20 protein-coding genes are annotated in these 23,197 nt (G+C 59.8%); 5 read left to right on the top strand and 15 right to left on the bottom strand.

The window, feature by feature from the left end; genetic code table 11:
* Positions 1–74 precede the first annotated feature (74 nt).
* The 3 genes from ptrA to recD are packed head-to-tail and all read left to right on the top strand — an operon-like array spanning position 75 to position 8,334.
* Positions 75–2,960: a pitrilysin gene (ptrA, locus tag ABLV75_RS21740; RefSeq protein WP_004105234.1), complete on the top strand. Its 2,886-nt coding sequence runs from the start codon at positions 75–77 to the stop codon at positions 2,958–2,960.
* A complete protein-coding gene (gene recB / locus ABLV75_RS21735) occupies positions 2,957–6,502 on the top strand; it encodes an exodeoxyribonuclease V subunit beta (RefSeq protein WP_004105232.1) in 3,546 nt (1,181 codons plus the stop codon). The genes ptrA and recB overlap by 4 nt, the downstream gene beginning before the upstream one ends.
* Positions 6,499–8,334, top strand: a complete 1,836-nt coding sequence (gene recD / locus ABLV75_RS21730; protein ID WP_004105230.1) for an exodeoxyribonuclease V subunit alpha — start codon at positions 6,499–6,501, stop codon at positions 8,332–8,334. The genes recB and recD overlap by 4 nt, the downstream gene beginning before the upstream one ends.
* Before the next feature lie 39 nt (positions 8,335–8,373).
* Here the strand turns inward: recD and argA are convergent, their stop codons facing one another.
* Positions 8,374–9,705 carry an amino-acid N-acetyltransferase gene (gene argA, locus ABLV75_RS21725; protein ID WP_004105227.1) on the bottom strand — a complete coding sequence of 444 codons (1,332 nt, stop codon included), beginning with the start codon at positions 9,703–9,705 and terminating at the stop codon, positions 8,374–8,376.
* Between the two features lie 227 nt (positions 9,706–9,932).
* Between argA and amiC the strand changes: the two genes are divergently transcribed.
* On the top strand, positions 9,933–11,186 hold the full coding sequence (gene amiC, locus ABLV75_RS21720) for an N-acetylmuramoyl-L-alanine amidase AmiC (protein WP_024274647.1): 1,254 nt from the start codon (positions 9,933–9,935) through the stop codon (positions 11,184–11,186).
* 17 nt (positions 11,187–11,203) lie between these two features.
* Complete coding sequence (gene cobD / locus ABLV75_RS21715; RefSeq protein WP_004105223.1) at positions 11,204–12,283, top strand: threonine-phosphate decarboxylase CobD; 1,080 nt, start codon at positions 11,204–11,206, stop codon at positions 12,281–12,283.
* Between the two features lie 261 nt (positions 12,284–12,544).
* On the opposite strand, the gene ABLV75_RS21710 is transcribed toward cobD, so the two are convergent.
* The 14 genes from ABLV75_RS21710 to pduJ form a co-directional block, all read right to left on the bottom strand.
* A complete protein-coding gene (locus ABLV75_RS21710; RefSeq protein ID WP_004105221.1) occupies positions 12,545–13,411 on the bottom strand; it encodes an L-threonine kinase in 867 nt (288 codons plus the stop codon).
* Between the two features lie 164 nt (positions 13,412–13,575).
* Entirely contained in the window at positions 13,576–14,790 is a 1,215-nt protein-coding gene (locus tag ABLV75_RS21705) for an acetate/propionate family kinase (protein WP_004105218.1), read from the bottom strand.
* Positions 14,775–15,227 (bottom strand): propanediol utilization protein PduV, encoded by a 453-nt coding sequence (gene pduV, locus ABLV75_RS21700; protein ID WP_004105216.1) that lies wholly within the window; start codon positions 15,225–15,227, stop codon positions 14,775–14,777. Before pduV ends, ABLV75_RS21705 begins: the two co-directional genes overlap by 16 nt.
* 4 nt (positions 15,228–15,231) lie before the next feature.
* Positions 15,232–15,582: a propanediol utilization microcompartment protein PduU gene (pduU, locus tag ABLV75_RS21695; protein WP_000441103.1), complete on the bottom strand. Its 351-nt coding sequence runs from the start codon at positions 15,580–15,582 to the stop codon at positions 15,232–15,234.
* On the bottom strand, positions 15,582–16,136 hold the full coding sequence (gene pduT / locus ABLV75_RS21690) for a propanediol utilization microcompartment protein PduT (RefSeq protein ID WP_000075777.1): 555 nt from the start codon (positions 16,134–16,136) through the stop codon (positions 15,582–15,584). The genes pduU and pduT overlap by 1 nt, the downstream gene beginning before the upstream one ends.
* 2 nt (positions 16,137–16,138) lie before the next feature.
* Positions 16,139–17,494 carry a cobalamin reductase PduS gene (gene pduS / locus ABLV75_RS21685; RefSeq protein ID WP_004105191.1) on the bottom strand — a complete coding sequence of 452 codons (1,356 nt, stop codon included), beginning with the start codon at positions 17,492–17,494 and terminating at the stop codon, positions 16,139–16,141.
* Complete coding sequence (gene pduQ / locus ABLV75_RS21680; protein ID WP_004105190.1) at positions 17,491–18,603, bottom strand: 1-propanol dehydrogenase PduQ; 1,113 nt, start codon at positions 18,601–18,603, stop codon at positions 17,491–17,493. Before pduQ ends, pduS begins: the two co-directional genes overlap by 4 nt.
* Before the next feature lie 11 nt (positions 18,604–18,614).
* Positions 18,615–20,006, bottom strand: coding sequence for a CoA-acylating propionaldehyde dehydrogenase PduP (gene pduP / locus ABLV75_RS21675; RefSeq protein WP_004105189.1), 1,392 nt, complete (start codon positions 20,004–20,006; stop codon positions 18,615–18,617).
* On the bottom strand, positions 20,003–21,013 hold the full coding sequence (gene pduO, locus ABLV75_RS21670) for a two-domain cob(I)yrinic acid a,c-diamide adenosyltransferase PduO (RefSeq protein ID WP_004105187.1): 1,011 nt from the start codon (positions 21,011–21,013) through the stop codon (positions 20,003–20,005). Before pduO ends, pduP begins: the two co-directional genes overlap by 4 nt.
* Before the next feature lie 9 nt (positions 21,014–21,022).
* A complete protein-coding gene (gene pduN / locus ABLV75_RS21665) occupies positions 21,023–21,298 on the bottom strand; it encodes a propanediol utilization microcompartment protein PduN (protein ID WP_000549823.1) in 276 nt (91 codons plus the stop codon).
* 3 nt (positions 21,299–21,301) lie between these two features.
* A complete protein-coding gene (gene pduM / locus ABLV75_RS21660) occupies positions 21,302–21,793 on the bottom strand; it encodes a microcompartment protein PduM (protein WP_004105184.1) in 492 nt (163 codons plus the stop codon).
* Complete coding sequence (locus ABLV75_RS21655) at positions 21,790–22,422, bottom strand: phosphate propanoyltransferase (protein ID WP_004105183.1); 633 nt, start codon at positions 22,420–22,422, stop codon at positions 21,790–21,792. The genes pduM and ABLV75_RS21655 overlap by 4 nt, the downstream gene beginning before the upstream one ends.
* A complete protein-coding gene (locus ABLV75_RS21650; protein ID WP_086075064.1) occupies positions 22,422–22,904 on the bottom strand; it encodes a BMC domain-containing protein in 483 nt (160 codons plus the stop codon). Before ABLV75_RS21650 ends, ABLV75_RS21655 begins: the two co-directional genes overlap by 1 nt.
* Positions 22,905–22,907: 3 nt before the next feature.
* A complete protein-coding gene (gene pduJ, locus ABLV75_RS21645; protein WP_001057755.1) occupies positions 22,908–23,183 on the bottom strand; it encodes a propanediol utilization microcompartment protein PduJ in 276 nt (91 codons plus the stop codon).
* Between the last annotated feature and the right edge of the window lie 14 nt (positions 23,184–23,197).

Raw genomic sequence — 23,197 nt, 5'->3', positions numbered from 1 at the left:
ACCAATCACGGACTGATGTTTTATAAAGGCTGCATAGCGTGCAGCGCCAGGTTTGTTAATGATGAGGTCCGTGAATGCCCCGCAGTTTATGGTTCAAGGTTATTGTTTTACTGGCCGCCCTCTGGGCGCCGTTAAGTCAGGCAGACACCGGATGGCAACCGATTCAGGAAACCATCCGTAAAAGCGACAAAGATACCCGTCAATATCAGGCGATCCGCCTCGATAACGGCATGGTGGTATTGCTGGTTTCCGATCCCCAGGCGGTAAAATCGCTGTCGGCGCTGGTCGTTCCCGTGGGGTCGCTGCAGGACCCCGCTGAGCATCAGGGACTGGCCCACTTCCTGGAGCATATGACGCTGATGGGGTCGAAAAAGTACCCGCAGCCGGATAGCCTCGCCGAATATCTCAAAATGCACGGCGGCAGCCATAACGCCAGTACCGCCCCGTACCGCACCGCCTTCTATCTTGAAGTAGAAAACGATGCTCTGGACGGCGCGGTCGATCGCCTGGCCGACGCCATCGCCGCGCCGCTGCTGGATAAAAAATATGCCGACCGCGAGCGTAATGCGGTCAACGCCGAGCTGACGATGGCGCGCAGCCGGGACGGGATGCGGATGGCGCAGGTCAGCGCGGAAACCATTAACCCGGCGCACCCCGGCTCGCAGTTTTCCGGCGGTAACCTTGAGACTCTGAGCGACAAGCCCGGCAAGCCGGTGCTTGATGCCCTGCACGCCTTTCGCGATAGCTGGTATTCCGCCAACCTGATGAAGGCGGTAATCTACAGCAACAAGCCTCTGCCGGAGCTGGCAAGTATCGCGGCGGCCACCTACGGCCGCGTGCCGAACCACGATATCAGCAAACCGGAAATAACCGTCCCGGTGGTGACCGATGCGCAGAAGGGCATCATCATTCACTATGTCCCGGCGATGCCGCGTAAAGTCCTGCGCGTGGAGTTCCGCATTGATAACAATAGCGACCAGTTCCGCAGCAAAACCGACGAGCTGGTGACCTATATGATCGGTAATCGCAGTCCCGGCACGCTCTCAGACTGGCTGCAAAAGCAGGGGCTGGCTGAGGGTATTCGCGCGGACTCCGACCCGGTTGTCAACGGCAACAGCGGGGTGCTGGCTATTTCTGCTACTCTGACGGACAAAGGCCTGGCGCACCGCGATGAAGTGACCGCGGCCATCTTCAGCTACCTCAATCTGCTGCGTAGCCAGGGAATTGATAAACGCTATTTTGATGAACTGGCCCACGTGCTGGCGCTCGACTTCCGCTACCCGTCCATCAACCGCAATATGGATTACGTCGAATGGCTGGCGGACACCATGATCCGCGTGCCGGTCGAACATACCCTGGACGTAGTTAACATCGCCGATCGCTACGATCCGCAGGCGATCAAAGACCGTCTGGCGATGATGACGCCGCAAAATGCCCGTATCTGGTACATCAGCCCGCAAGAACCGCATAATAAGACGGCCTACTTCGTCAATGCGCCCTATCAGGTGGATAAAATCAGCGAGCAAACCTTCGCCGACTGGCAGCAGAAATCCAGTGCTATCGATCTCAGGCTGCCGGTGCTGAACCCCTATATTCCGGACGATTTTAGCTTAATCAAAAGCGATAAGGCTTACCCTCATCCGCAGCTGATTGTCGATGAACCGACGCTGCGGGTGATCTACGCGCCGAGTCAGTACTTCGCCAGCGAACCAAAAGCGGATATATCGCTGGTGCTGCGTAACCCGCAGGCGATGGACAGCGCCCGCCGTCAGGTGATGTTTGCCCTCAATGATTATCTGGCGGGTATCGCGCTCGATCAGCTCAGCAACCAGGCTGCGGTTGGGGGCATCAGCTTCTCTACCGGTGCAAATAACGGGCTGATGGTTAACGCCAACGGCTATACGCAGCATCTGCCAGAGCTGTTTAACGCCCTGCTGGACGGTTACTTTAGCTATACGCCAACCGAAGAGCAGCTGGAGCAGGCCAAATCCTGGTACGCGCAGATGATGGATTCGGCGGACAAAGGCAAAGCCTACGATCAGGCGATCATGCCGATTCAGATGGTTTCACAGGTGCCGTACTTTCAGCGTGAAGATCGCCGGGCGCTGCTGCCGTCGATTACGCTGAAAGAGGTGCTGGAGTATCGCGATAACCTCAAGGCGAAAGGGCGACCGGAGCTGCTGGTCATCGGTAACCTTACCGCCGAACGGTCAACGGCGATGGCCCGCCAGATCCAAAAACAGCTGGGGGCGGACGGCAACGAATGGTGCCGCAACAAAGACGTACTGGTTGATCGCAAGCAGCTGGCGATTTTTGAGAAAGCGGGTAACAGCACCGACTCCGCCCTTGCCGCTGTCTTCGCGCCGCCGAACCTGGACGAATACGCCAGCTCAGCTGCCAGCTCGCTTCTCGGGCAGATCGTCCAGCCGTGGTTCTACAACCAGCTGCGTACGGAAGAGCAGCTGGGATACGCGGTCTTCGCCTTCTCGATGAACGTGGGCCGCCAGTGGGGAATGGGCTTCCTGCTGCAAAGCAACGATAAGCAGCCGGCTTTCCTCTGGCAGCGCTTCCAGGCCTTCTTCCCCACGGCGGAAGCCAAACTGCGGGCGATGAAGCCGGAAGAGTTTGCGCAGATTCAGCAGACGGTCATCAGTCAGATGCTGGAGGCACCGCAAACGCTGGGCGATGAAGCATCGAAGCTGAGCAAAGATTTCGATCGCGGTAATATGCGCTTCGATTCACGTGATAAAGTAGTGGCTCAGATTAAACTGCTGACGCCGCAAAAGCTTGCCGACTTCTTCCATCAGACGGTGGTGGATCCGCAGGGCATGGCAATTCTCTCCCAGGTTTCCGGTAGCCAGAATGGCAAGGCGGAATACGCGCATCCGCAGGATGGCAAAGTCTGGGAGAACGTCAGCGCGTTGCAGAAATCGTTACCCCTGATGCGAGAGAATGAATGACCGACACCGCCGAGTCTCTTGACCCACTGCGCTTGCCCCTGACGGGCGAGCGCCTGATAGAAGCCTCTGCGGGCACCGGAAAAACGTTTACCATCGCCGCGCTCTATCTGCGGCTGTTGCTGGGGCTGGGTGGTGAATCCGCTTTCCCCCGGCAGATCAGCGTGGAAGAGCTGCTGGTGGTGACCTTTACCGAAGCGGCGACCGAAGAGCTGCGCGGACGTATCCGCAGCAATATCCACGAGCTGCGGATCGCCTGCCTGCGCGAAAGCACCGACAATCCTCTTTATGCCGGGCTGCTGGCGGAAATTGCCGATAAAGCCCAGGCGGCGCAAACGCTGCTGCTGGCCGAACGCCAGATGGATGAAGCAGCGGTATTTACCATTCACGGGTTCTGCCAGCGGATGCTGAGCCTTAACGCCTTTGAGTCCGGCATGCTGTTCGAACTGCAGCTGATTGAAGATGAATCCCGCCTGCGCTATCAGGCCTGCGCCGACTTCTGGCGTCGCCACTGCTACCCGCTGCCGCGCGAAATTGCTGCGGTTATCCACGAGGCGTGGAAAGGGCCGCGCGACCTGTTGAAATCCATCGACCGCTGGCTGCAAGGAGAGGCGCCGCAGCTAAAATCTCCGCCCCCTGCTGAAGAAACGCTGGCCGAACGCCACCAGCAAATTATTGAACGCATTAACGCGGTCAAACAGCAGTGGCTGGAACAGGCGAGCGAGATTGAGGCGGTACTGGAAACCTCCGGTCTCGACCGGCGCAAGTTCAATCGCGGCAATCAGGGCAAATGGCTGGAAAAAGTGACCGCCTGGGCCCAGGAAGAGACTTTGAGCTACCAGCTGCCGGATGCGCTGGAAAAGTTCTCTCAGCCCTTCTTGCTTGAGCGCACCAAAGCGGACGGCGCACCGCCGGTACACCCGCTGTTCAGCTCGATAGAAGCGCTGCTGGCGACACCGTTAACCCTGACCGATCTGGTGATCGCCAGGGCGATGGTTGAAATCCGCGAGGCGGTCGCGCGGGAAAAACGCCGCCGCGGCGAGCTGGGATTTGACGATATGCTTAGCCGCCTGGATGACGCCCTGCGCGGAGAGAGCGGAGAAGCGCTGGCCAGCGCGATTCGTCAGCGCTTCCCGGTGGCGATGATCGATGAGTTTCAGGATACCGACCCGCAGCAGTACCGAATCTTTCGCCGCATCTGGCGGCGCCAGGCGGATACCGCGCTGCTGCTGATTGGCGACCCTAAACAGGCTATTTACGCCTTCCGCGGCGCGGATATCTTTACCTACATGAAAGCGCGTGGAGACGTCACCGCTCACTATACGCTCGATACCAACTGGCGCTCCGCCCCGGGGATGGTTGACAGCGTCAATCGCCTGTTTAGCCTCAGCGATAACCCTTTTATGTTTCGCGAAATCCCGTTCCTGCCGGTGAAATCGGCCGAGAAAAATCAGGGGCTGCGCTTTACCGTTGATGATACGGCGGTTCCGGCGATGAATATCTGGCTGATGCCGGGCGAGGCCGTGGGCGCAGGGGATTACCAGACGTTTATGGCCCAGCTGTGCGCGGCGCAAATTCGTGACTGGCTAAGCGCGGGCCAGCAGGGCAAGGCGCTGCTGTGGCGCGGTGAAAAAGCTGAACCCGTGCGGGCTTCAGACATCACGGTGCTGGTGCGCAATCGTCAGGAGGCGTCGTTAATTCGCGATGCCCTCCAGCTGCTGTCGATTCCTTCCGTCTATCTCTCCAACCGCGATAGCGTGTTTGAAACGCCGGAGGCGCAGGAGCTGCTTTGGCTGCTGCAGGCGGTGCTGGCCCCCGAGCGCGAGAATACCCTGCGCAGCGCGCTGGCGACCTCAATGTTCGGTCTTAACGCGCAGGATATCGAAAACCTCAACCAGAACGAACGGGCGTGGGATGAGCTGGTAGAAGAGTTTAGCGGCTACCGGCAAGTCTGGCGGCAGCGAGGCGTTATGCCGATGCTGCGCGCGCTGATGACCGCGCGGCGCATTGCAGAAAACCTTCTCGCAACCAACGGCGGCGAGCGGCGCCTGACCGATATCCTGCATATCAGCGAGCTGCTTCAGGAGGCGGCGAACCAGCTGGAGAGCGAACATGCGCTGGTGCGCTGGCTGGCGCAGCATATCGCCGAGCCGGATAGCAACGCCTCCAGCCAGCAGATGCGCCTGGAAAGCGACAAGCATCTGGTGCAGATCGTCACCATCCATAAATCGAAAGGGCTGGAGTATCCGCTGGTCTGGCTGCCGTTTATCGCGCGTTTTCGCAAACAGGATCAGGCGTTTTATCACGACAGAACCTCCTTTGCCGCCGTGCTCGATCTGGGCCAGGATGAGGGCAGCATGGAGCTGGCTGAGGCCGAACGTTTGGCCGAAGACTTACGTCTGCTGTACGTTGCGCTGACCCGGGCGGTCTGGCACTGCAGCCTGGGCGTTGCGCCGCTTAGCCCCCGCCGCAGCGACAAGCCCGGCGCCAGCGATTTTCACCACAGCGCGCTGGGGCGGCTGCTGCAGGGCGGAGAAGCGATGGACGCCGCAGGGCTAACGGCGCGACTGCAGGCGTTTTGCAGCGGGGATATCGCCCTGCAGCTCCCCGCGACGACGACGCAGACGCCCTGGCAGGCTCCACAGTCGGCGCTGCCGCCGCTCTCCGCGCGTCTGCTTGAGCGTTCGGTGAGCGATGACTGGCGCGTCACCAGCTACTCCGGCCTGCAGCAAAACGGACACAGCGCGGCGCAGGACCTTTTACCGCGTCTGGATATCGATGCCGCAGGCGTCGGCGATGTGGCGGAAGAACCGCAGCTTACGCCGCACCACTTCCCGCGCGGAGCATCGCCAGGCACGTTTCTGCACAGCCTGTTTGAAGATATTGATTTCACCCAGCCGGTCCCCGCCGACTGGATGGCGGAAAAGCTCCAGCTTAGCGGCTTCGAGGAGAAATGGGCCCCAGTACTGACCGAATGGCTCGACGGCGTGCTGCGTACCCGTCTCCCTGGCGCGGAGATCGCGCTGAATCAGCTTAGCGAGCGTGATAAACAGGTGGAGATGGCTTTTTATCTGCCCATCGAGCAGCCTCTGGATCCGCTGCGCCTGGATGCGCTGATTCGTCAGTACGATCCGCTCTCCGTCGATACCCCCATGCTCGATTTCCGCCAGGTGCGCGGTATGCTGAAAGGCTTTATTGACCTGGTATTTCGCCATAACGGCCGATATTACCTGCTGGATTACAAATCCAACTGGCTGGGGAAAGATCGCGAGGCCTATACCCAGGAAGCGATGATGCAGGCTATGCGCACCCATCGTTACGATTTGCAGTATCAGCTCTACAGCCTGGCGCTGCACCGTTATTTGCGCCACCGTATTACCGATTATGATTACGAACGCCACTTTGGCGGCGTCATTTATCTCTTTTTACGCGGTATGGATGGACAGGACGGCGGGCAGGGTATTTTTACCACCCGTCCGGCGCGACCGCTGATTGACGGCCTTGATGCGCTGTTTGCTGGAGAAACTCAGGAGGTGGCGCTATGAACCTGGATGAACTATTGCTGCAGGCGGTTGAGCAGCGACTGCTGCGCCCGCTGGACGTTCAGTTTGCGCTAATGGTGGCGCAAGAAGCGCATCCGGCGGTGAAGCTGGTCGCGGCGATCCTCAGTCGCGATGCTGGTGAAGGGCACGTCTGCCTGCCGATTTCGCGTCTTGTCGATGATGAACTGTTGAAGGCTAAAGCAGGTGGCCTGAGCGAGCAAATTCTTGAACTGACCGGCGCGCCGGACGGCTGGCTGCCGCTGCTCAATGATTCCGAGGCCGTCAGCTGCGGAGAGCGGCCAGCGCCGATGATTCTCTGCGGCGATCGGCTTTACCTTAACCGCATGTGGCGCAACGAATTAACCGTCGCGCGCTTTTTCAATGAAGCCAATCAGGTGCTGGAGGTGGATGAAGCCCGGCTGGCAGCGACGCTCGACGCGCTGTTTCCGCCCGCAGAGGAAACTGACTGGCAAAAAGTGGCGGCTGCTGTCGCCCTGACCCGGCGGATTTCGGTAATTTCCGGCGGACCGGGCACCGGTAAAACCACGACCGTCGCTAAACTCCTGGCCGCGCTGATCCAGATCTTCTCCAGCCCGCGCTGCCGTATTCGCCTGGCTGCGCCGACCGGTAAAGCCGCGGCGCGCCTGACCGAGTCCCTTGGCGCTGCGCTGCGCCGTCTTCCTCTCACCGACGAACAAAAGGCGCTGGTGCCCACCGAAGCCAGTACCCTCCATCGCCTGCTGGGCGCGCAGCCGGGAAGCCAGCGGATGCGCTATCACAGCGGAAACCCGCTGCATCTTGATGTGCTGGTGGTCGATGAAGCCTCAATGATTGACCTGCCGATGATGTCGCGCCTGATCGATGCGCTACCTGAGCACGGAAGGGTGATTTTCCTTGGCGACCGCGATCAGCTGGCTTCGGTCGAGGCCGGGGCCGTGCTCGGCGATATCTGCGCGTGGGTTAATGCAGGCTATACCCCGGAGCGGGCGACGCAGCTCGCCCGGTTAACCGGCCAGCCGGTTCCGGCAGGCGAGGGTAATATGGCCGGTTCGCTCCGCGATAGCCTGTGCCTGCTGCAGAAAAGCTACCGTTTCGGTCGCCATTCCGGTATCGGCCAGCTGGCCTGGGCGGTGAACAGCGGCGATCGCAGCGCGGTACGCGCAACGCTGCGCCAGTCATTTGACGATATCGCTCTGTATCCGCTGAGCGCCACCGAAGAGTATGAAGCGATGCTGAATCAGGCGCAGGCGGGCTACGGCCGCTTCCTGCAACTGCTGCGCGCTCGGGCAGAGCCCGAAGAGATGATCGCCGCTTTTGGCGAATTCCAGCTGTTGTGCGCGCTGCGCGAGGGCCCGTATGGCGTCAGTGGAGTTAATGAACAGCTGGAGCAGATGCTCAACCGCAAGCGGGCGATTACGTTACCGCGCCATTCGCGCTGGTATGAAGGTCGGCCGGTGATGATCTCGCGCAACGACAGCGCGCTGGGGCTGTTTAACGGCGATATCGGTATCGCGCTGGAAAGAGGGGGTGGCCTGCGCGTCTGGTTCCCGATGCCTGATGGCAGCATCAAGTCGGTACAGCCAAGTCGTCTGCCGGAGCATGATACCGCCTGGGCGATGACGGTGCATAAATCGCAGGGGTCGGAGTTCGATCACGCGGCGCTGATCCTGCCTTCGCGCAGCGTGCCGCTGGTGACCCGCGAGCTGGTTTATACCGCTATAACTCGCGCGAAACGGCAGCTGTCGATCTATGCCGATGAGCAGGTACTGACCCAGGCGGTTGTCGCGCGTACCGAACGACGCAGCGGCCTGGCGGATATTTTTTCCGCTCAGTGATGTTTTCCCCGGTCAGCCGTGCGCTTTCCGGGGAGAGAATCAGGCCAGGTCTGCCATCAACACCTTGGAGCGGCGCTGATAGTTGTACATCTCTTTTTTGCTCTCCGGCAGCAGGTCAACGTCTACCGGCGTAAATCCGCGCTCCTGGAACCAGTGAATGCTGCGGGTTGTCAGAACAAACAGTTTGCTGAGGCCCATTTGCTTCGCCTGCGCGGCAATTCGTTCGAGCAGCACTTCGCCGCGCGATGAGCTGCGGTAGTCCGGATGCACCGCCACGCAGGCCATTTCGCCGATCTTCTCTTCCGGGAAAGGATAGAGCGCGGCGCAGGCGATGGTGGTGTTGTCGCGCTGAATAATGGTGAACTTATCGATTTCCATCTCCAGCTGTTCGCGAGAACGCCTGACCAGAATGCCTTGCTGCTCCAGCGGGCTTATCAGCTCAAGGATGCCGCCGATGTCGTTAATGGTGGCGCGGCGGATCTGCTCGGCGCTCTCCATCACTATCTGAGTGCCGATACCGTCGCGTGAGAACAGCTCCTGCAGCAGAGTGCCGTTTTCCTGATAGCTAATCAGGTGGCAGCGGCGCACGCCGCTGCGGCAGGCTTTTACCGCGCCGCGCAGGAAGCGCACGGTACCGGAGCTGTAGTCTTCGTCCGCTTCCATCTCTTCAACCCGCGCCTGGGCTTCGTTAGGGAATAGCTCGGGGACGATCTCGCCATCCTGGTTGTACACCCCCTGTGACGAGCAGAAGCCAATCATCTTTTCGGCTTTGAGCTTAATCGCCAGCTGGGTTGCAATCTCTTCGGAGGTCAGGTTAAAGCTTTCGCCGGTGACCGACACCGCAACCGGGCCCATCAGCACAATCGCGCCGTTATCCAACTGACGGTGAATGGCTTCTTCATCGATGCGCCGAATGCGCCCGCTGTGACAGTAATCCACGCCGTCATCCACGCCTAACGGCTGCGCGATAATGAAATTGCCGCTGACCACGTTGATGTGGGCGCCCTGCAGAGGGGTGTTGTTGAGGCTCATCGACAGGCGAGCGGTAATTTCCAGCTGCAGCATACCCGCCGCCTGCTTAACCAGCTCGAGCGTTTTGGCGTCAGTCACTCGGGTTTGTTTGTGATAGACCGGTTCGTGACGGTGCTCCGCCAGGTTGGCGTCGATCTGCGGACGGGCGCCATAGACCACTACCAGACGAATTCCCAGGCTGTGAAGCAGGCCAATGTCGTTGACTATGCTAGAGAAATTATCATGCTCGATGGCTTCCCCGCCCAGCATGATGACAAACGTTTTACCTCTATGGGCGTTAATATAGGGGACAGAATGGCGGAATCCCTCTACCAGTTCGGTGCGACGTTCCTTCACCATGACACAACCTCAATGCATGATTATTCGTAATTAATGTATTTTTATTCTGTTTTGCCGGCAAACGCAAGCTCCAATTTCTCGCGCAACCGAGAAAACAGTGTGAGCCAAATCAGGGTGTCAAAGATTGTTTACCCTTTTATAGATGACAGGTTATGCGCCTTTCGTTAAAGTTTCTGGTCAATCTGTTTGTTTTAAATACGAATGATTTCTTACTGCTTGGGAGTGGCATGTCGGGATACAAGTCAGGATTAAGCCGCCGCCGATTTTTACAGGGGGCGGGCGCCATGTGGTTAATGAGTGTGAGTCCGGTTGGGTTGGCTGCCGCGGCGCAGGTGGTTGCCGTACGCGTCTGGCCATCATCGACCTACACGCGCGTCACCGTGGAGTCCAACCATATCCTGAAATATCGGCAGTTTGCGCTCAGTAATCCTGAACGTGTGGTTGTGGATCTGGAAGGCGTTAACCTCAACTCCGTCCTAAAAGGCATGGGTAACCAGATTCGCAGCGACGATCCCTATATTCAGTCCGCCCGCGTGGGACAATTCGACCCGCAAACCGTACGCATGGTGTTCGAGCTGAAACAGAACGTAAAACCGCAGCTGTTCGCGCTCGCTCCGGTCGCCGGTTTTAAAGAGCGTCTGGTCATGGATCTCTACCCTTCCAACGCGACCGACGTGCAGGATCCGCTGCTGGCGCTGCTCGAGGATTACAATAAAGGCGATCTGCAGCGGCAGGTTCCGCCTGCGGAGAGCGGGCCGAAACCGGGTAAAGCCGGGCGCGATCGGCCTATCGTTATCATGCTCGATCCCGGACACGGCGGCGAGGATTCCGGTGCCGTCGGTAAATACCGCACCCGCGAGAAAGACGTGGTGCTGCAGATAGCCCGACGGCTGCGCGCGCTGATCGAGAAAGAGGGCAACATGAAGGTCTATATGACCCGCAACGAGGATGTCTTTATCCCGCTGAAGGTTCGCGTCGCCAAAGCGCAGAAGCAGCGCGCCGACCTGTTTGTCTCTATTCACGCCGATGCGTTTACCAGCCGTCAGCCGAGCGGCTCGTCGGTATTTGCCCTGTCAACCAAAGGGGCTACCAGTACCGCGGCTAAATATCTGGCTCAGACCCAGAACGCCTCGGATCTGATCGGCGGCGTCAGCAAAAGCGGCGATCGCTACGTCGACCACACGATGTTCGACATGGTGCAGTCGTTGACCATTGCCGACAGCCTGAAGTTTGGCAAGGCGGTGCTGGAAAAGATGGGAAATATTAATAACCTGCACAAGAATCAGGTTGAGCAGGCGGGCTTCGCGGTGCTGAAAGCGCCGGATATTCCATCGATCCTGGTGGAAACCGCGTTTATCAGCAACATCGAAGAAGAGCGTAAACTGAAAACGGCGAAATTCCAGCAGCAGGTTGCAGAGTCGATTCTGGCAGGGATTAAAGCCTACTTCGCCGACGGCGCGACGCTGGCAAGGCGAGGATAACGCAACAGGAAAGTGAAATGGCTCTATTAAAGAGCGCGCACGGCGGCAATATTCGCGAGGCCGCCGCGCTTATGGGCATCTCTGCGGAGCAGCTGCTGGATTTTAGCGCCAACATCAACCCGCTGGGGATGCCGGAAAGTTTAAAGCGCGCAATCCTCAACAATATGGACTGCGCTGAACGCTATCCCGACGTTGAGTATCAGCAGCTGCACCTTGCGCTGGCGGAACATCATCATATTCCTGCGTCGTCGATCCTTGCAGGAAACGGCGAAACTGAAGCGATTTTTACCCTGGTTCAGGGGCTGAAACCGCGCCAGGCGATGATCGTCACTCCGGGTTTTGCTGAATATCGCCGGGCGCTGCAGTCGGTGGAGTGCGCGGTGCGGGAATTTCTGCTGCGCGAGGAGGATGGCTGGCAGCTCACCGGAGCGATTCTTGACGCCCTGACGCCGGATCTGGACTGCTTATTTCTCTGCACGCCGAACAATCCAACCGGCCTGCTGCCCGATCGTCGACTGCTGGCGCTGATTGCTGAACGCTGTCAGTCGCTGGACATCGCCCTGATCCTCGATGAGGCGTTTATCGATTTTATCCCCGATGAGCCGGGATTTATTCCGCTTCTGGCCCACAATCCGCACGTGTGGGTGCTGCGTTCGCTCACCAAATTTTATGCCATACCCGGCCTGCGCCTGGGGTATCTGGTCAATGGCGATGCGCGGGCGGTGGCAAGAATGCGCGAGCGCCAGATGCCGTGGTCGATAAATGCTTTTGCCGCCCTGGCGGGGGAGATCATTCTCCAGGATAGCGCCTACCAGCAGAAAACCTGGCAGTGGCTGGCGGAGGAAGGGCAGCGCTTTTATCATCAACTGCGCCATATTCCCGGCCTGACGGTCTATCCCGGACAGGCAAACTATCTGTTTCTGCGCTGCGACGTTGCGGATCTGGATCTGCAATACGCGATGCTGCAGCAGCACATCCTGATCCGCAGCTGTGCCAATTATCCAGGGCTCGACGGGCGCTACTTTCGCGTCGCGATCCGCAGCCAGCAGGAAAATACCCGGCTGCTGACGGCCTTCAGGCGGGTATTTAACGAGTAGATGTCTGCCGCTATTGTTCGTCTGCGGTTCTTCCCGGTGGCGCTGCTGTATGACCGGGCTACGGGTTCATAGTCGTCTGCGGGTCGGTAGCCCGGACAGGCGCGCAGCGCCGCCTCCGGGGAATGCGCCGGGATTAATGCATCGGTGCGGCTTCTTCCCGGCTCGCGCTGCGCTTAGCAGGGCTACGGGTTTACAGCCGTCTGTGGTCCGGTAGCCCGGACAGGCGCGTAGCACCGCCTCCGGGGCATAGCTGCGGCAGCGTTAGCGCAGTTCGACGCCGCCCTGCACCATGCGCAGCAGGTGCTGCCTGGGCCAGAGCTCGCTAAGCCGCGTCTCTTCCAGCCGTCGCTGTAAATACTCAATGTCGTGACGTTGACGGTCGAGCATCAGGCCGACCACGCTGCCGCTGTGCGCCACGTTAATACCGTATAAATCGCACTCTTCCACCAGCCCCCGCAGCGTATCAAACCCCGGCTTTGGTAACAGATGCTGACTGGCGACGGCGCTAAGCGTCGCGGCCTCTCCCATCCGCCGGGGATTATCCGTCTCGCAGGCCAGCTGAACTTTCTCCCAGGCTAGCTGCAGAGACGCGGAGTGGGCGTGCAGCTTTTCAAGCCGGGGAAGTCGGTGGTAATCGGTGGTCAGCAGCGTAGCGGGGCTTTCCAGCACCAGCAGATCGAGCTGAGGCTGGCTGTCACAGGCAATCTGCGTGGCGGCGGTGTTGTGGTCGAACAGGGTGAGCTGACGAAACAGAGTGCTGTCGGTGGGCTCCAGGGAGACGCAGAGCCGGGCGAGGGTGGGTTCATCCAGCGGATGGCCGAGATGATGCGCGGCGGCTACCGCCGTCGCGGCGATGTCCGCGGTGCTGCTGGCCATACCTTTGGCAACCGGAATCGTGGAGCAGATATCGATCCGAATCTCCTTGCTCAGCGCCGGCGGATAACGCCAGTAGCTCAGCAACTGGTCGACCATCGCCCGCGCCAGCGGACGTTCATCCGCCCGAGGCGAACCGTAGTCCACCTCGACGGTGCTGTACCAGTCAACGGGGCAGGAGACCAGCTTCTCGCTGCCGAGGATCCAGCCCTGGATGAGTTCCCCACAGGAGGCGGGGCATTGCGCTACGGCCACGTATTCACCTTTTTACCCGTTATACTTCAAGCTACGGGACAAAGCACCAGTGCTTTGTCCTGTGACCTGAATTATTTAGGGTAAAGTTTTCAGAATTTTAAGCGCATAGTGTCATGCCGATCCCGCTATTTCCATGATTCACCGCAATTTGCCTGGCGGCGAGCTCAGGCTGAAACGGTTAATGTCTGCGCTTCGGGAAGCGCCAGGCGCATCACATCGCGGGCAATCATCAGCTCTTCATTGGTATTGATGACCGCCACTTTGACCATCGCATTTTCGGCCTGAATAAAGGTAGCGTTGTGCTGGTTTTTCTCTTCATCGACCGAGAGCCCGAGGAAATTCAGGTTATGGCAGATGGCGCTCCTGGCGCGGGCGGAGTTTTCGCCGATGCCGCCGGTAAAGATCAGCGCGTCCAGGCCGCCCATCTGCATAATATAACTGCCGATGGTGGCGCGAATGCGCTCGGCAAACAGCGAGAGCGCCAGGGCTGCCTGACGATTACCGCTATCCGCCGCCTGCTCGACATCGCGATAATCGTGCGAGATGCCGGAAACCCCCAGCAGGCCGGACTCGTTATTCAGCAGCTGATTAAGCTGCTCCGGCGTTTTTCCCTCATGCAGCGCCAGCCACGGTAGAATCGATGGATCGATATCGCCGCTGCGGGTGCCCATCATCACGCCGGACTGCGGCGTAAAGCCCATTGACGTGTTAACCGAGCGCCCGCCTTTGATTGCGCAAACGCTGCTGCCGTTGCCGAGATGGCAGCACACCACGCGCAGAGCGCTCAACGGTACGCCCAGCTTTTCCGCCAGCGTCGCGCTAACGTACTTGTGGCTGGTGCCGTGGAAGCCGTAACGGCGAATGCCCAACTCGCTGTAGTAGCGCCAGGGCAGCGGATAGATAAACGCGCGCTCGTCCAGCGTCTGGTGAAAAGCGGTATCAAACACCGCCACCGACGGCGCGTCGGGCAGCAGCTGGCGGAAAACTTTAATGCCCAGCGCGTTGACTGGATTATGCAGCGGGGCCAGCTCCGCCAGGCGCTCGATTTCCGCTAAGGTCTCATCGGTCACCGGCGTCGAATCTTTAAAGCGCTCCCCGCCGTGCGCCACGCGGTGGCCGACGCCATCGATATCCTGCAAACTCTGGATAATCCGATGGTCGAGAAGCTTTTCCAGCAGCAGGGTGACGGCTTCACGGTGATCGGCTACGGGCGCCGTTTCCTGCCATTTTTGCGCCGGCGTTTTGAGGGTCACCTGGGCGTTTGCCATGCCGATACGCTCGATCAATCCCTGGCAGAGCATATCGCCCTGAGGCATCTCCAGCAGCTGGAATTTTAACGATGAACTGCCGGCATTAATGGCCATTATTTTGTAAGACATAAAGGTTCCTTCGAATTCAGAAAATCCAGCACGGCATCAAGACCCAGATTATTCAGCGCGCTGGTGATAAAAATCTGCTGGGCGCCAGCCTGCCTGAGCCACTCGCCGATTAGCGATATCCGCTGCGCATCGGCAAGGTCGGCTTTAGTGACCAGACCAATCGTCGGGCGGTTCATCGGAGCGGTAAAACCCGGAGAAAACGGCGACCACTGGGCGTCGGCGTTCAGCACCAGAGCGATAACGTCGGCCTCGCAGGCGCTGGTCAACAGAGCGCTATAAAGGCAGCGGTTCTCCAGATATTCGCCCGGCGTGTCGATGGCCATCGGCGACCATTCAATCGCCTGGGTTTTCTTATAATGGAGCGCTTCGCCGCGCAGGCCCTGGGTCAGCGAGGTTTTGCCGCACTGGCTGGGGCCGATCAACATCAGACGTTTCATCGCGCTACGTCCGGGTTATTGAGCAGGTAGTAAACTGCATCATCTCGCCCAGGGTGCGCGTCACCTGCTTGAGGGCGTACTCGACAGCGGAAACGTCGCCGGTCAGCACCACGGCGCCGGTAAAGCGGTCAAGAAAACCAATCTCCACCGCGCCGGATTTGGTGGCGATGTCGCAGGCGATAATCGACGCTTCGCTGGGCGTAATGGTGAGGATGCCGATGGCGGACACCGCATCCTGCAGGCCGAGTTTCTTAAAGAGATCTTTCCCGGGATTGGCAATCAGGTGCGCGAGGGTTACCTGTTTCCCGGGAACGTATTCCTGAATCATGCGATCCGTTGTTGGCTGTCTTTCCATTATCCCTCCACCATCTGTCGCCACATGGCTTCATGCGGTCGCGGGATTACCGAACGATAAACCAGCAGCCCTTTTTCACCCGCGCTTTCGCTGGCTACCGTAACCGCGTTGTTGACGTCGGAAACGTCGCCCGCCACCACCATGTAGCATTTACCGCCGATGCCGAAGGCCATATGCACCCGTACCAGGGTGACGTTGGAGCCTTTCACCGCCCGGTCCGCGGCGCTGATGCAGGCCGCAACGCTCCAGGTTTCAACGATGCCGACCGCCTGGCGTTTGTCTACGCTGTTCAGGCCGCTGATGGCCGGGAGTACGCTGGGATGGATATTCGCCAGCACCAGGCTGTCGACGAGCATTTCGCCGGCCTGCGAAGTGCCGGTTTCAATGGCCTGCTGGATGGCGCCGATATCCCCGCCGAGCATCAACAGAAACTTACCCGGGCAGATAGTCTTGCTGACCAGCAGATTGACGTTGGCGCTTTTCAGCATCGCATCGCCGAGTTCCATTCCTTTGGCAATGCTGGTGAGTTCTAAAATTCCTATAGCCTGAGACATGGTTAACCTCTTACAACCGTGATGGCCTGTTCGCTGATGGCCGCAACCACGCCGTCGATGCTGGCGTGAACCGGCGCGCCTAATGCGCCTGCCGGGATATCGGCAACGCATTGCCCGCGGGTAACGCGTTCACCCACTGCAACGTTCGCTACCGCGCTGGCGCCGATATGCTGGCGCAACTGTAAAGTCACTGTTTCTACTGCCGGTTCGTCTTCCACCAGCGGCGCCTCCTGATACCAGGGGCTCAGCCCCAGTTTGGCGATCAGTCGCTTCACCGGCACGAGGCGATATTTCGCCATTTCGTCGGCCGGATAGAGCGGTCCTTCATAGCGCTGGTTTTGCGCGCGCAGCTCGCGTTTCAGCATGCGGTTGATGCGCATCGGCGAGATCCCCACCGGACAGGCCACGCTTTCGCAGACGTTGCATTCCGAACAGGTGAGCGCGCTCAGCAGCAGCTGGGGCGTGGCGGCCTGATGAAAGTTCACCGCCCGCACCAGCAGGTGCGGGGAGAGTTCGTGGCCGATCAGATGCCGTGGGCAGAGATCGGTACACAGGCGACACTGTTCGCAGACGGTACGGGCCACGGAAAGCACCGTGCGCTCGTCCTGCATCCGCCGCTGGATAAGCGGATGGCTTTTGGGCAGCACCAGCAGGCCGCCGGTAGTTTTGGTTACCGGGCTATCGAGAGCAGTCATCAGGCCGCCCATCATCGGGCCACCGTTAATAAAACCGGGGTCGTCGACCGTCGCGCCGCCCGCCAGCGCCAGCACTTCGCGCAGCGACATGCCGATGGGGACGGTGACGGTCAGCGGTCGGGCGACCGCGCCGTTAACGGTTAGCGTGCGGCGGGTCACCGGAAACTGCTGCTCAACCGCACGGGCAATATTGAGCACCGTTTGTACGTTATTCACCACGACCCCAACGCTGGCTGGCAGCGCGGCGGGTGCGACCCGTCGACCGGTAGCTAACCAGATAGTCAGCACCTCATCGCCTGCGGGATAGACATCCGGCAGAATATGCAGGCGAATACCGGCAGGCAGCAGCGGGGTGAGGGCGTCGATAGCCCGGCGGTACTTCTCTTTCAGGGCAATCACCCCTTCGCGCGCGCCGGTTGCCGTCATCGCGTACTGCACGCCGCGGACCAGACGTGCAGCCTGCTGCCACATTAGCTGCTGGTCGACCTTGAGCATCGGTTCGCACTCGGCGGCGTTAACCAGAAAGATCTCCACCTGCGCCTGCAGCTTCACGTGGGCGGGAAAACCCGCTCCACCCGCGCCGACTACGCCCGCAGCGCGCACGCGCTCGCGGATCTCCTCGGCGCTTCTGGCCATTTCAACAGCGTTGACGGCGGTACTCATAGCAGTTCCTCCAGCAGTTCCTGAATTTCCCCGGCGCTGGCCGGGCGAGGATTCGTGCGCAAGGTCACGTCAGCCAGTGCGGCCTGCACCATGGCCGGAATGCGCGCTGAGTACTCGGCACGTCCCTCTTTCAGCGCGACCGCCAGTGACGGCAGCGCACAGCGCTGCTTGAGCCGTTCGATTTGCTGGATCAGCGCATTGATCGCCGTACTATCGCTGGCGTCTGCCGGACAAAAGCCGCAGGCTTTGGCCAGCCGCGCGTAGCGTTTTCCGGCGCGCGGATGACCGGCGTTAAAGCGGATAACCGCGGTTAACAGCAGCGCGTTGGCCAGTCCGTGCGGGAGGTGAAACTGCCCGCCAAGCTGGTGGGCGATAGCATGGTTAAGCCCCAGCCCCGCCTGGCTGAACGCCATTCCGGCAAGCGTTGAGGCATTGTGCATTTTCCCGCGCGTCGCCACGCAGTCGCCTTTTTCCACCGCCGTGGGCAGATACTGGAACACCAGTTTGGCGGCTTTTTCCGCCAGCGCGTCGGTAAAGTCGCTGGCGTGCGGAGAGACCCACGCCTCCAGCGCGTGGGTCAGCACGTCCATGCCGGTGTTGGCCGTAATCTGCGGCGGCACGCTGACCACCAGCTCCGGGTCAAGGATCGCCATATCGGGATAGAGCGCATTGTTGAACAGCGGGTACTTGATGCCTTTATCCGGATCGCTAATTACGCAGGCGCTGGTTACTTCTGAACCGGTACCGCTGGTGGTCGGTATAGCCACGCAGGTTTCGATGCTGATGCCGCTCTGCTGACTGAACCAGACGATAGCTTTCGCCGCATCCATTGCCGATCCGCCGCCGAAGCCGATGACCACCTGCGGCTGCAGGGCCTGCATTTGCGCAATGCCCTGTACCACGGTGTGGATAGTGGGGTCCGGGGTTATCTCGCTAAAGACGCTAATGCGGTTATCTGCGGGCAACGCCTGACGCAGGGTTTCCAGCAGCGGCGAGCGCGCAAGAAAGCCATCGCAGATAATCCAGATGTGCTTGTTGGTAAAGCGTTTGAGCACCGCCAGGCTACCCTGACCGCTGTACAACCGCGTTTGTAGTGAGAAAGTTTTCATCGCGACCTCGGTTAGCGAATGGAAAAGCCGTTGGTCAGCACGCAGCGACGGGAGCGGGCAAACGTGCGCGCCGAGGTTGTCCCTTCACCGGTCGGCGTGGCGATAGTAAAGGTGGTAAAGCCTTCGCCGCCGACGCCGATCCCGGCATAAGAGGGGCCGTTCTTGACGAATATCGAGGTTTGCAGGGTGCGGGCCGCGAGGTTCAGGCGCGACACGTTCTGCGAGTGCATAATGGCGGTATGATGCAGTCCTTCTTCAACCTTCAGCGCCAGGGCCAGCGCGCTATCGAAATCGCTAACTTTCACTATCGGCAGCATCGGCATCAGCTGCTCGCTGGTGACCCACGGATCGTCGGCGTTAACCAGCGCTATCAGCAGACGCGGCGCTTTCGCCGGAACGGCGATGCCGGCCGCTTCCAGCATGGCCGATGGGCTTTTGCCGACCAGTTTTTTATTCGCCTGGCCTTCAGGCAGGCAGGCGGCGCGGAGTTTGTCGGTGTCGGCAGGGCTCAGCAGCAGCGCGCCGAAGGTTTGCATTTGCTGCACCAGACGTTCGGCGACGCTCTCCACCACAATCAGGCTCTTCTCGGCAATGCAGGGCAGGTTGTAATCGAACGAGGCGCCGTTGATGATATCTTCCGCCGCTTTAACCAGATCCGCCGTTTCATCAACGATGCAGGGCGGGTTACCCGCGCCAGCGCCAATGACTTTCTTACCGCTCTTCATGCCCATCGCCACAATACCCGGGCCGCCGGTAATGGCCAGAACCGCAATGCGCGGATGGGCCATCATCTGCTGGGTGGCTTCGAAAGTGGGTTCTGCTACGGTAACCACCAGATTGCGGATGCCGCAGCAGCGGAAAACAATCTCTTCAATCATGCTAATCAGCTTCAGTGAGACCTTTTTTGCTCCCGGATGCGGGCTGAAGTAGACGCTATTGCCCGCCGCCAGCATGCTGATGCTGTTATTAATGATGGTTTCCGTCGGGTTGGTGCTCGGTGCGACCGACCCGATAACGCCAAATGGCGAATATTCAAACAGCACCATGCCGCCGTCGCCGCTCAGTGCCGCGGTGGTGAGATCTTCCACGCCCGGCGTGTTGTCCAGCGCAGCTTTGTTTTTCAAAAATTTATCTTCTTTGTTGCCCATCCCCGTTTCATTGGCACTCTCTTCCGCCAGGGCGGCCAGATGCGGCGTCAGCTCCTGACGCATTGCGCTAATGATGGCGCTGCGGGTTTTTAGCGGGCACTGCTGATAACGTAAGAACGCCTGATGCGCGGCATCAATGGCCTCGCTCACGGACTGAAAAATCCCTTTGCCCTGCGCCGGGTTTGGCGTTTGAGCTGGGGTCAACTGTTCGCTAAGAATGGTGCGAATAAGCGTTTCGAGTTCAGAAGTATTCATTGATGAGTTCCCACGTTAATGGCCGCGATGGCGGTCTGTGCTATATCCATGTCCTGTTCAACGCTGCCGCCGCTGATGCCAAGACCCCCAATTAATGAGCCGTCGCGCCACAGGGCGTAACCGCCGCCAAAGGTAACCACTTTTCCCTGCAAATGCGTTTCGAGGCCATAAAGCGCGGCGCCCGGCTGAACGGCCTCGCTCAGCTCATGGGTCGCCGTTTTCATCGCCACCGCGGTCCAGGCTTTTTTCGGCGCCAGTTCGCTGCTGACCAGCAGGGCGTCCGGCATCCGCCAGGTCACGGTTTCGGTGCCGTGTGCGTCAACGATACTGATCACCACCGGCACCTGAAGCTGCTGCGCGCGCTCAACGGCGGCGCGGGTGAGCTGGTGCAGATCGTGGAATGAAAGGTCCAGGGGCGTCGTCTCCTTGCTGCGGCTCGGCTGAGTGACGGCCAGATAGCGCCGGCTCACTTCACGAATGATGTTGTTCTGGTGCGCATCGCTATCTTCCGCGCGCGCCAGGGCGTACAGGCAGTCTGACAAGCGATTGATGTAGCGCATCAGCACCTGGCGCACGTTGACTTCCGCCGCCAGCTCAACCAGTCGCCGTTCGGCCCGGCGGGCCAGCGTGCGGGCAAAATGCAGGCGGCTCGCGGCTTCGCAGCGGCCGGGTAAAATAAAACTGTGCAGCGGTTCGACGCGGGCCATGGCCCGATCGATGGCGGCTTCCAGAGCGGAAATCTCTTCGCTGCTGATGTAGCGCTGTTTCGGCGACGGCCGTTCGCTGTCGCTGGCCAGTTCTGCGCTAAACCAAAAAAGCTGCTGCTGGATGGCCTCAAGTAAGGCGCGGTGATTTTCATCCGCGGCGGCGCAGGCGCACAGGCTCAGCGCGGCGTTCAGCTCATCCAGCGTGCCGTAGGCTTCAACCCGCGGGTGAGTTTTACTCACCCGCTGGCCGGTAAAGAGTGAGGTGGTGCCAGCGTCGCCCGTTCGGGTATAAATCGCCATATTCGCTCCTTAACGTGAAAGCGTATCGACAATGCCGACAACGGCGAGGTCGATGGCCTCGTTTGGCCCGGAAAAAACGTGCCTGGCGCTGGAGCCGCCGCTGAGCAGAACCAGCTCGCCGATCCCCGCGCCGACGGAATCCACGGCGACTTCATCGCCGGAGGTCGGCGAGGCGGGAAGCTCGCCATCGGCGCTGACCCGCCGCACCAGCAGCAGCTTTTTGCCGATCAGGGAAGGCGATTTTTGCGTGGAGACAACCGCGCCCGTGACTCGTGCCAGATGCATGATTTACTCCTGCTTAATTAATTGAATATGCCGCGCCTGTGCCGCTTCGCGCGCCAGCGCGGTCACGATGCATTTGCGGTGGATAACCAGGCGACACTGGCCCAGCTGCGCGACGTCGCGATAGCTCAGCACCGATCCTGCGTGCAGGATCAGCGGCAGCCCGCGCTCGTCGGTGAAGATCGCCGGCAGGCGCGCCAGTTTTTTGACCGGGATAACCGGCAGCAGCTGACTGTGCAGGGTGAGCTGCACGCGGATGCCGAAAGCCAGCGCGTCGTGAATTTTCCGGGCCGCAGGATCGTCGGTTTCCGCCTCCGTCAGCTGGCCCAGCAGCGGCAGGTCGACAAGCAGGATGCGCAGCGAGGCGTGCTGGCTGAACAGCCCGGGGCAGTCGGCATCGCGCAGCTGCGCAACGCTCAGCGTCGCCGTGCTGTGGGCGCGACGCTGCAGCCTGGAGACGATTTCCTCCACGATGCGCTGCAGAACTTCGCCGTTCATCGCGGGCCTACCAGCCGGGCAAAGGCCTGCGGATTATCGGCGCCGGCGGCGTTGGCTTCATCGGTATCAATGTGCATTTCGAGACGCATATCCGGTGAAACGCGAATCGCCACGTTGTTGAAAATCAGCCCGCGCTCGTCGCCTTCAATGGCCACGGAGACCTTATCGCCGTGGGAAACCCGCAGGATCAGCGCATCGAGCGGCGACATATGAATATGCCGCTGCGCGACGATAACCCCTGACGAGAGCGTCAGTTCGCCATAGGGGCTGACCAGACGGATGCCCGGCGTCCCTTTCAGATCGCCAGACATTCTCAGCGGCGCCGCAACCCCCAGGGTTCTGGCATCGGTACGCGATATTTCCACCTGGCTTACCGAACGCAGTGGGCCGAGCAGGCGCACATTTTTAAGCTGCCCCTTCGGCCCTACCAGGGTGACGGTTTGCTCCGCAGCGTACTGTCCCGGCTGCAGCAGCGCTTTTTTCTCGCTGATGGGATGGCCAGGAAACAGGCGTTCATAATCCGACGCCGACAGGTGGATATGACGATTTGAAACCCCCAGCGGAATGGGCCGCAGACGCATCTCGTCGAGGACTTTACTGACCGTTGATTCGAGAAGCTGTTTATCCATTACGCTTCACCTCGCTTGCCGGGATGAATGCAAAGGGTGCGCGGCTCGCCCTTCTGGCGCGGACATTTTGGATCCAGGCACAGGTTGCAGCTGACCACGCCTTGTTGCTGGAGGGGCTCTTCTGCTGGCGCTTCAGAAACGACATTAGCCGTCTCTGACTCTTCAGGCTCAGGTTCCATGACGGAGGGTGGGGGAGCCTCTGCGGGCAGGATCCCTTCTCCGGGTCTGGCGATGACTTTATGAGCCACCAGACCGTTTCGCTGTTCGGCAAACTGTGCACCGGTGGTGATGGCCGCCTGTACTGAGGCCACATCACCGGTAATTTTAATGACCGTCCAGCCTGAACCATTGGTCTTTTCGAGGGCGACCAGCGTGATAGAAGCGGATTTCGCCATGATATCGGCGCAGCTAATAGCCAGTGCCAGACCACAAACTTCAAGTAATCCCAGTGATTGCTTCACGCGGTGCTCCTTATTCGCCATCAATCAGGCTGATTTCGGTAAAATGGCCTCAACGTCGCTGTGCGGACGCGGGATCACGTGGCAGGATTTCACTTCGCCTACGACGCTTGCCGCCGCGCTGCCCGCATCTACCGCCGCTTTGACCGCGCCGACATCGCCGCGAACCATTACGGTCACCAGACCCGAGCCAATTTTTTCGTAGCCGACCAGCTGCACGTTGGCCGATTTCACCATTGCATCGGCGGCCTCAATGGCGCCTACTAACCCTTTTGTTTCAACCAGTCCCAGTGCGTTATTCATACTGCTGTTCTCCT

This window comes from Klebsiella sp. CN_Kp066 (assembly GCF_040065135.1).
Lineage (GTDB): Bacteria > Pseudomonadota > Gammaproteobacteria > Enterobacterales > Enterobacteriaceae > Klebsiella > Klebsiella oxytoca.
The sequence above is the reverse complement of the archived record's forward strand: the minus strand, read 5'-3'. Positions and strand labels throughout refer to the sequence as shown.

Excerpts from the sequence above, each read along its gene's own strand:
- pduT (WP_000075777.1), bottom strand. The coding sequence starts at position 16,136 with ATGTCTCAGGCTATAGGAATTTTAGAACTCACCAGCATTGCCAAAGGA.
- pduN (WP_000549823.1), bottom strand. The coding sequence starts at position 21,298 with ATGCATCTGGCACGAGTCACGGGCGCGGTTGTCTCCACGCAAAAATCG.
- amiC (WP_024274647.1), top strand. The coding sequence starts at position 9,933 with ATGTCGGGATACAAGTCAGGATTAAGCCGCCGCCGATTTTTACAGGGG.
- argA (WP_004105227.1), bottom strand. The coding sequence starts at position 9,705 with ATGGTGAAGGAACGTCGCACCGAACTGGTAGAGGGATTCCGCCATTCT.
- ABLV75_RS21650 (WP_086075064.1), bottom strand. The coding sequence starts at position 22,904 with ATGGCGAATAAGGAGCACCGCGTGAAGCAATCACTGGGATTACTTGAA.
- recD (WP_004105230.1), top strand. The coding sequence starts at position 6,499 with ATGAACCTGGATGAACTATTGCTGCAGGCGGTTGAGCAGCGACTGCTG.
- ptrA (WP_004105234.1), top strand. The coding sequence starts at position 75 with ATGCCCCGCAGTTTATGGTTCAAGGTTATTGTTTTACTGGCCGCCCTC.
- ABLV75_RS21705 (WP_004105218.1), bottom strand. The coding sequence starts at position 14,790 with ATGTCTTACAAAATAATGGCCATTAATGCCGGCAGTTCATCGTTAAAA.
- pduJ (WP_001057755.1), bottom strand. The coding sequence starts at position 23,183 with ATGAATAACGCACTGGGACTGGTTGAAACAAAAGGGTTAGTAGGCGCC.
- pduQ (WP_004105190.1), bottom strand. The coding sequence starts at position 18,603 with ATGAAAACTTTCTCACTACAAACGCGGTTGTACAGCGGTCAGGGTAGC.
- pduM (WP_004105184.1), bottom strand. The coding sequence starts at position 21,793 with ATGAACGGCGAAGTTCTGCAGCGCATCGTGGAGGAAATCGTCTCCAGG.
- pduU (WP_000441103.1), bottom strand. The coding sequence starts at position 15,582 with ATGGAAAGACAGCCAACAACGGATCGCATGATTCAGGAATACGTTCCC.
- recB (WP_004105232.1), top strand. The coding sequence starts at position 2,957 with ATGACCGACACCGCCGAGTCTCTTGACCCACTGCGCTTGCCCCTGACG.
- pduS (WP_004105191.1), bottom strand. The coding sequence starts at position 17,494 with ATGAGTACCGCCGTCAACGCTGTTGAAATGGCCAGAAGCGCCGAGGAG.
- pduO (WP_004105187.1), bottom strand. The coding sequence starts at position 21,013 with ATGGCGATTTATACCCGAACGGGCGACGCTGGCACCACCTCACTCTTT.
- ABLV75_RS21655 (WP_004105183.1), bottom strand. The coding sequence starts at position 22,422 with ATGGATAAACAGCTTCTCGAATCAACGGTCAGTAAAGTCCTCGACGAG.
- pduP (WP_004105189.1), bottom strand. The coding sequence starts at position 20,006 with ATGAATACTTCTGAACTCGAAACGCTTATTCGCACCATTCTTAGCGAA.
- pduV (WP_004105216.1), bottom strand. The coding sequence starts at position 15,227 with ATGAAACGTCTGATGTTGATCGGCCCCAGCCAGTGCGGCAAAACCTCG.
- cobD (WP_004105223.1), top strand. The coding sequence starts at position 11,204 with ATGGCTCTATTAAAGAGCGCGCACGGCGGCAATATTCGCGAGGCCGCC.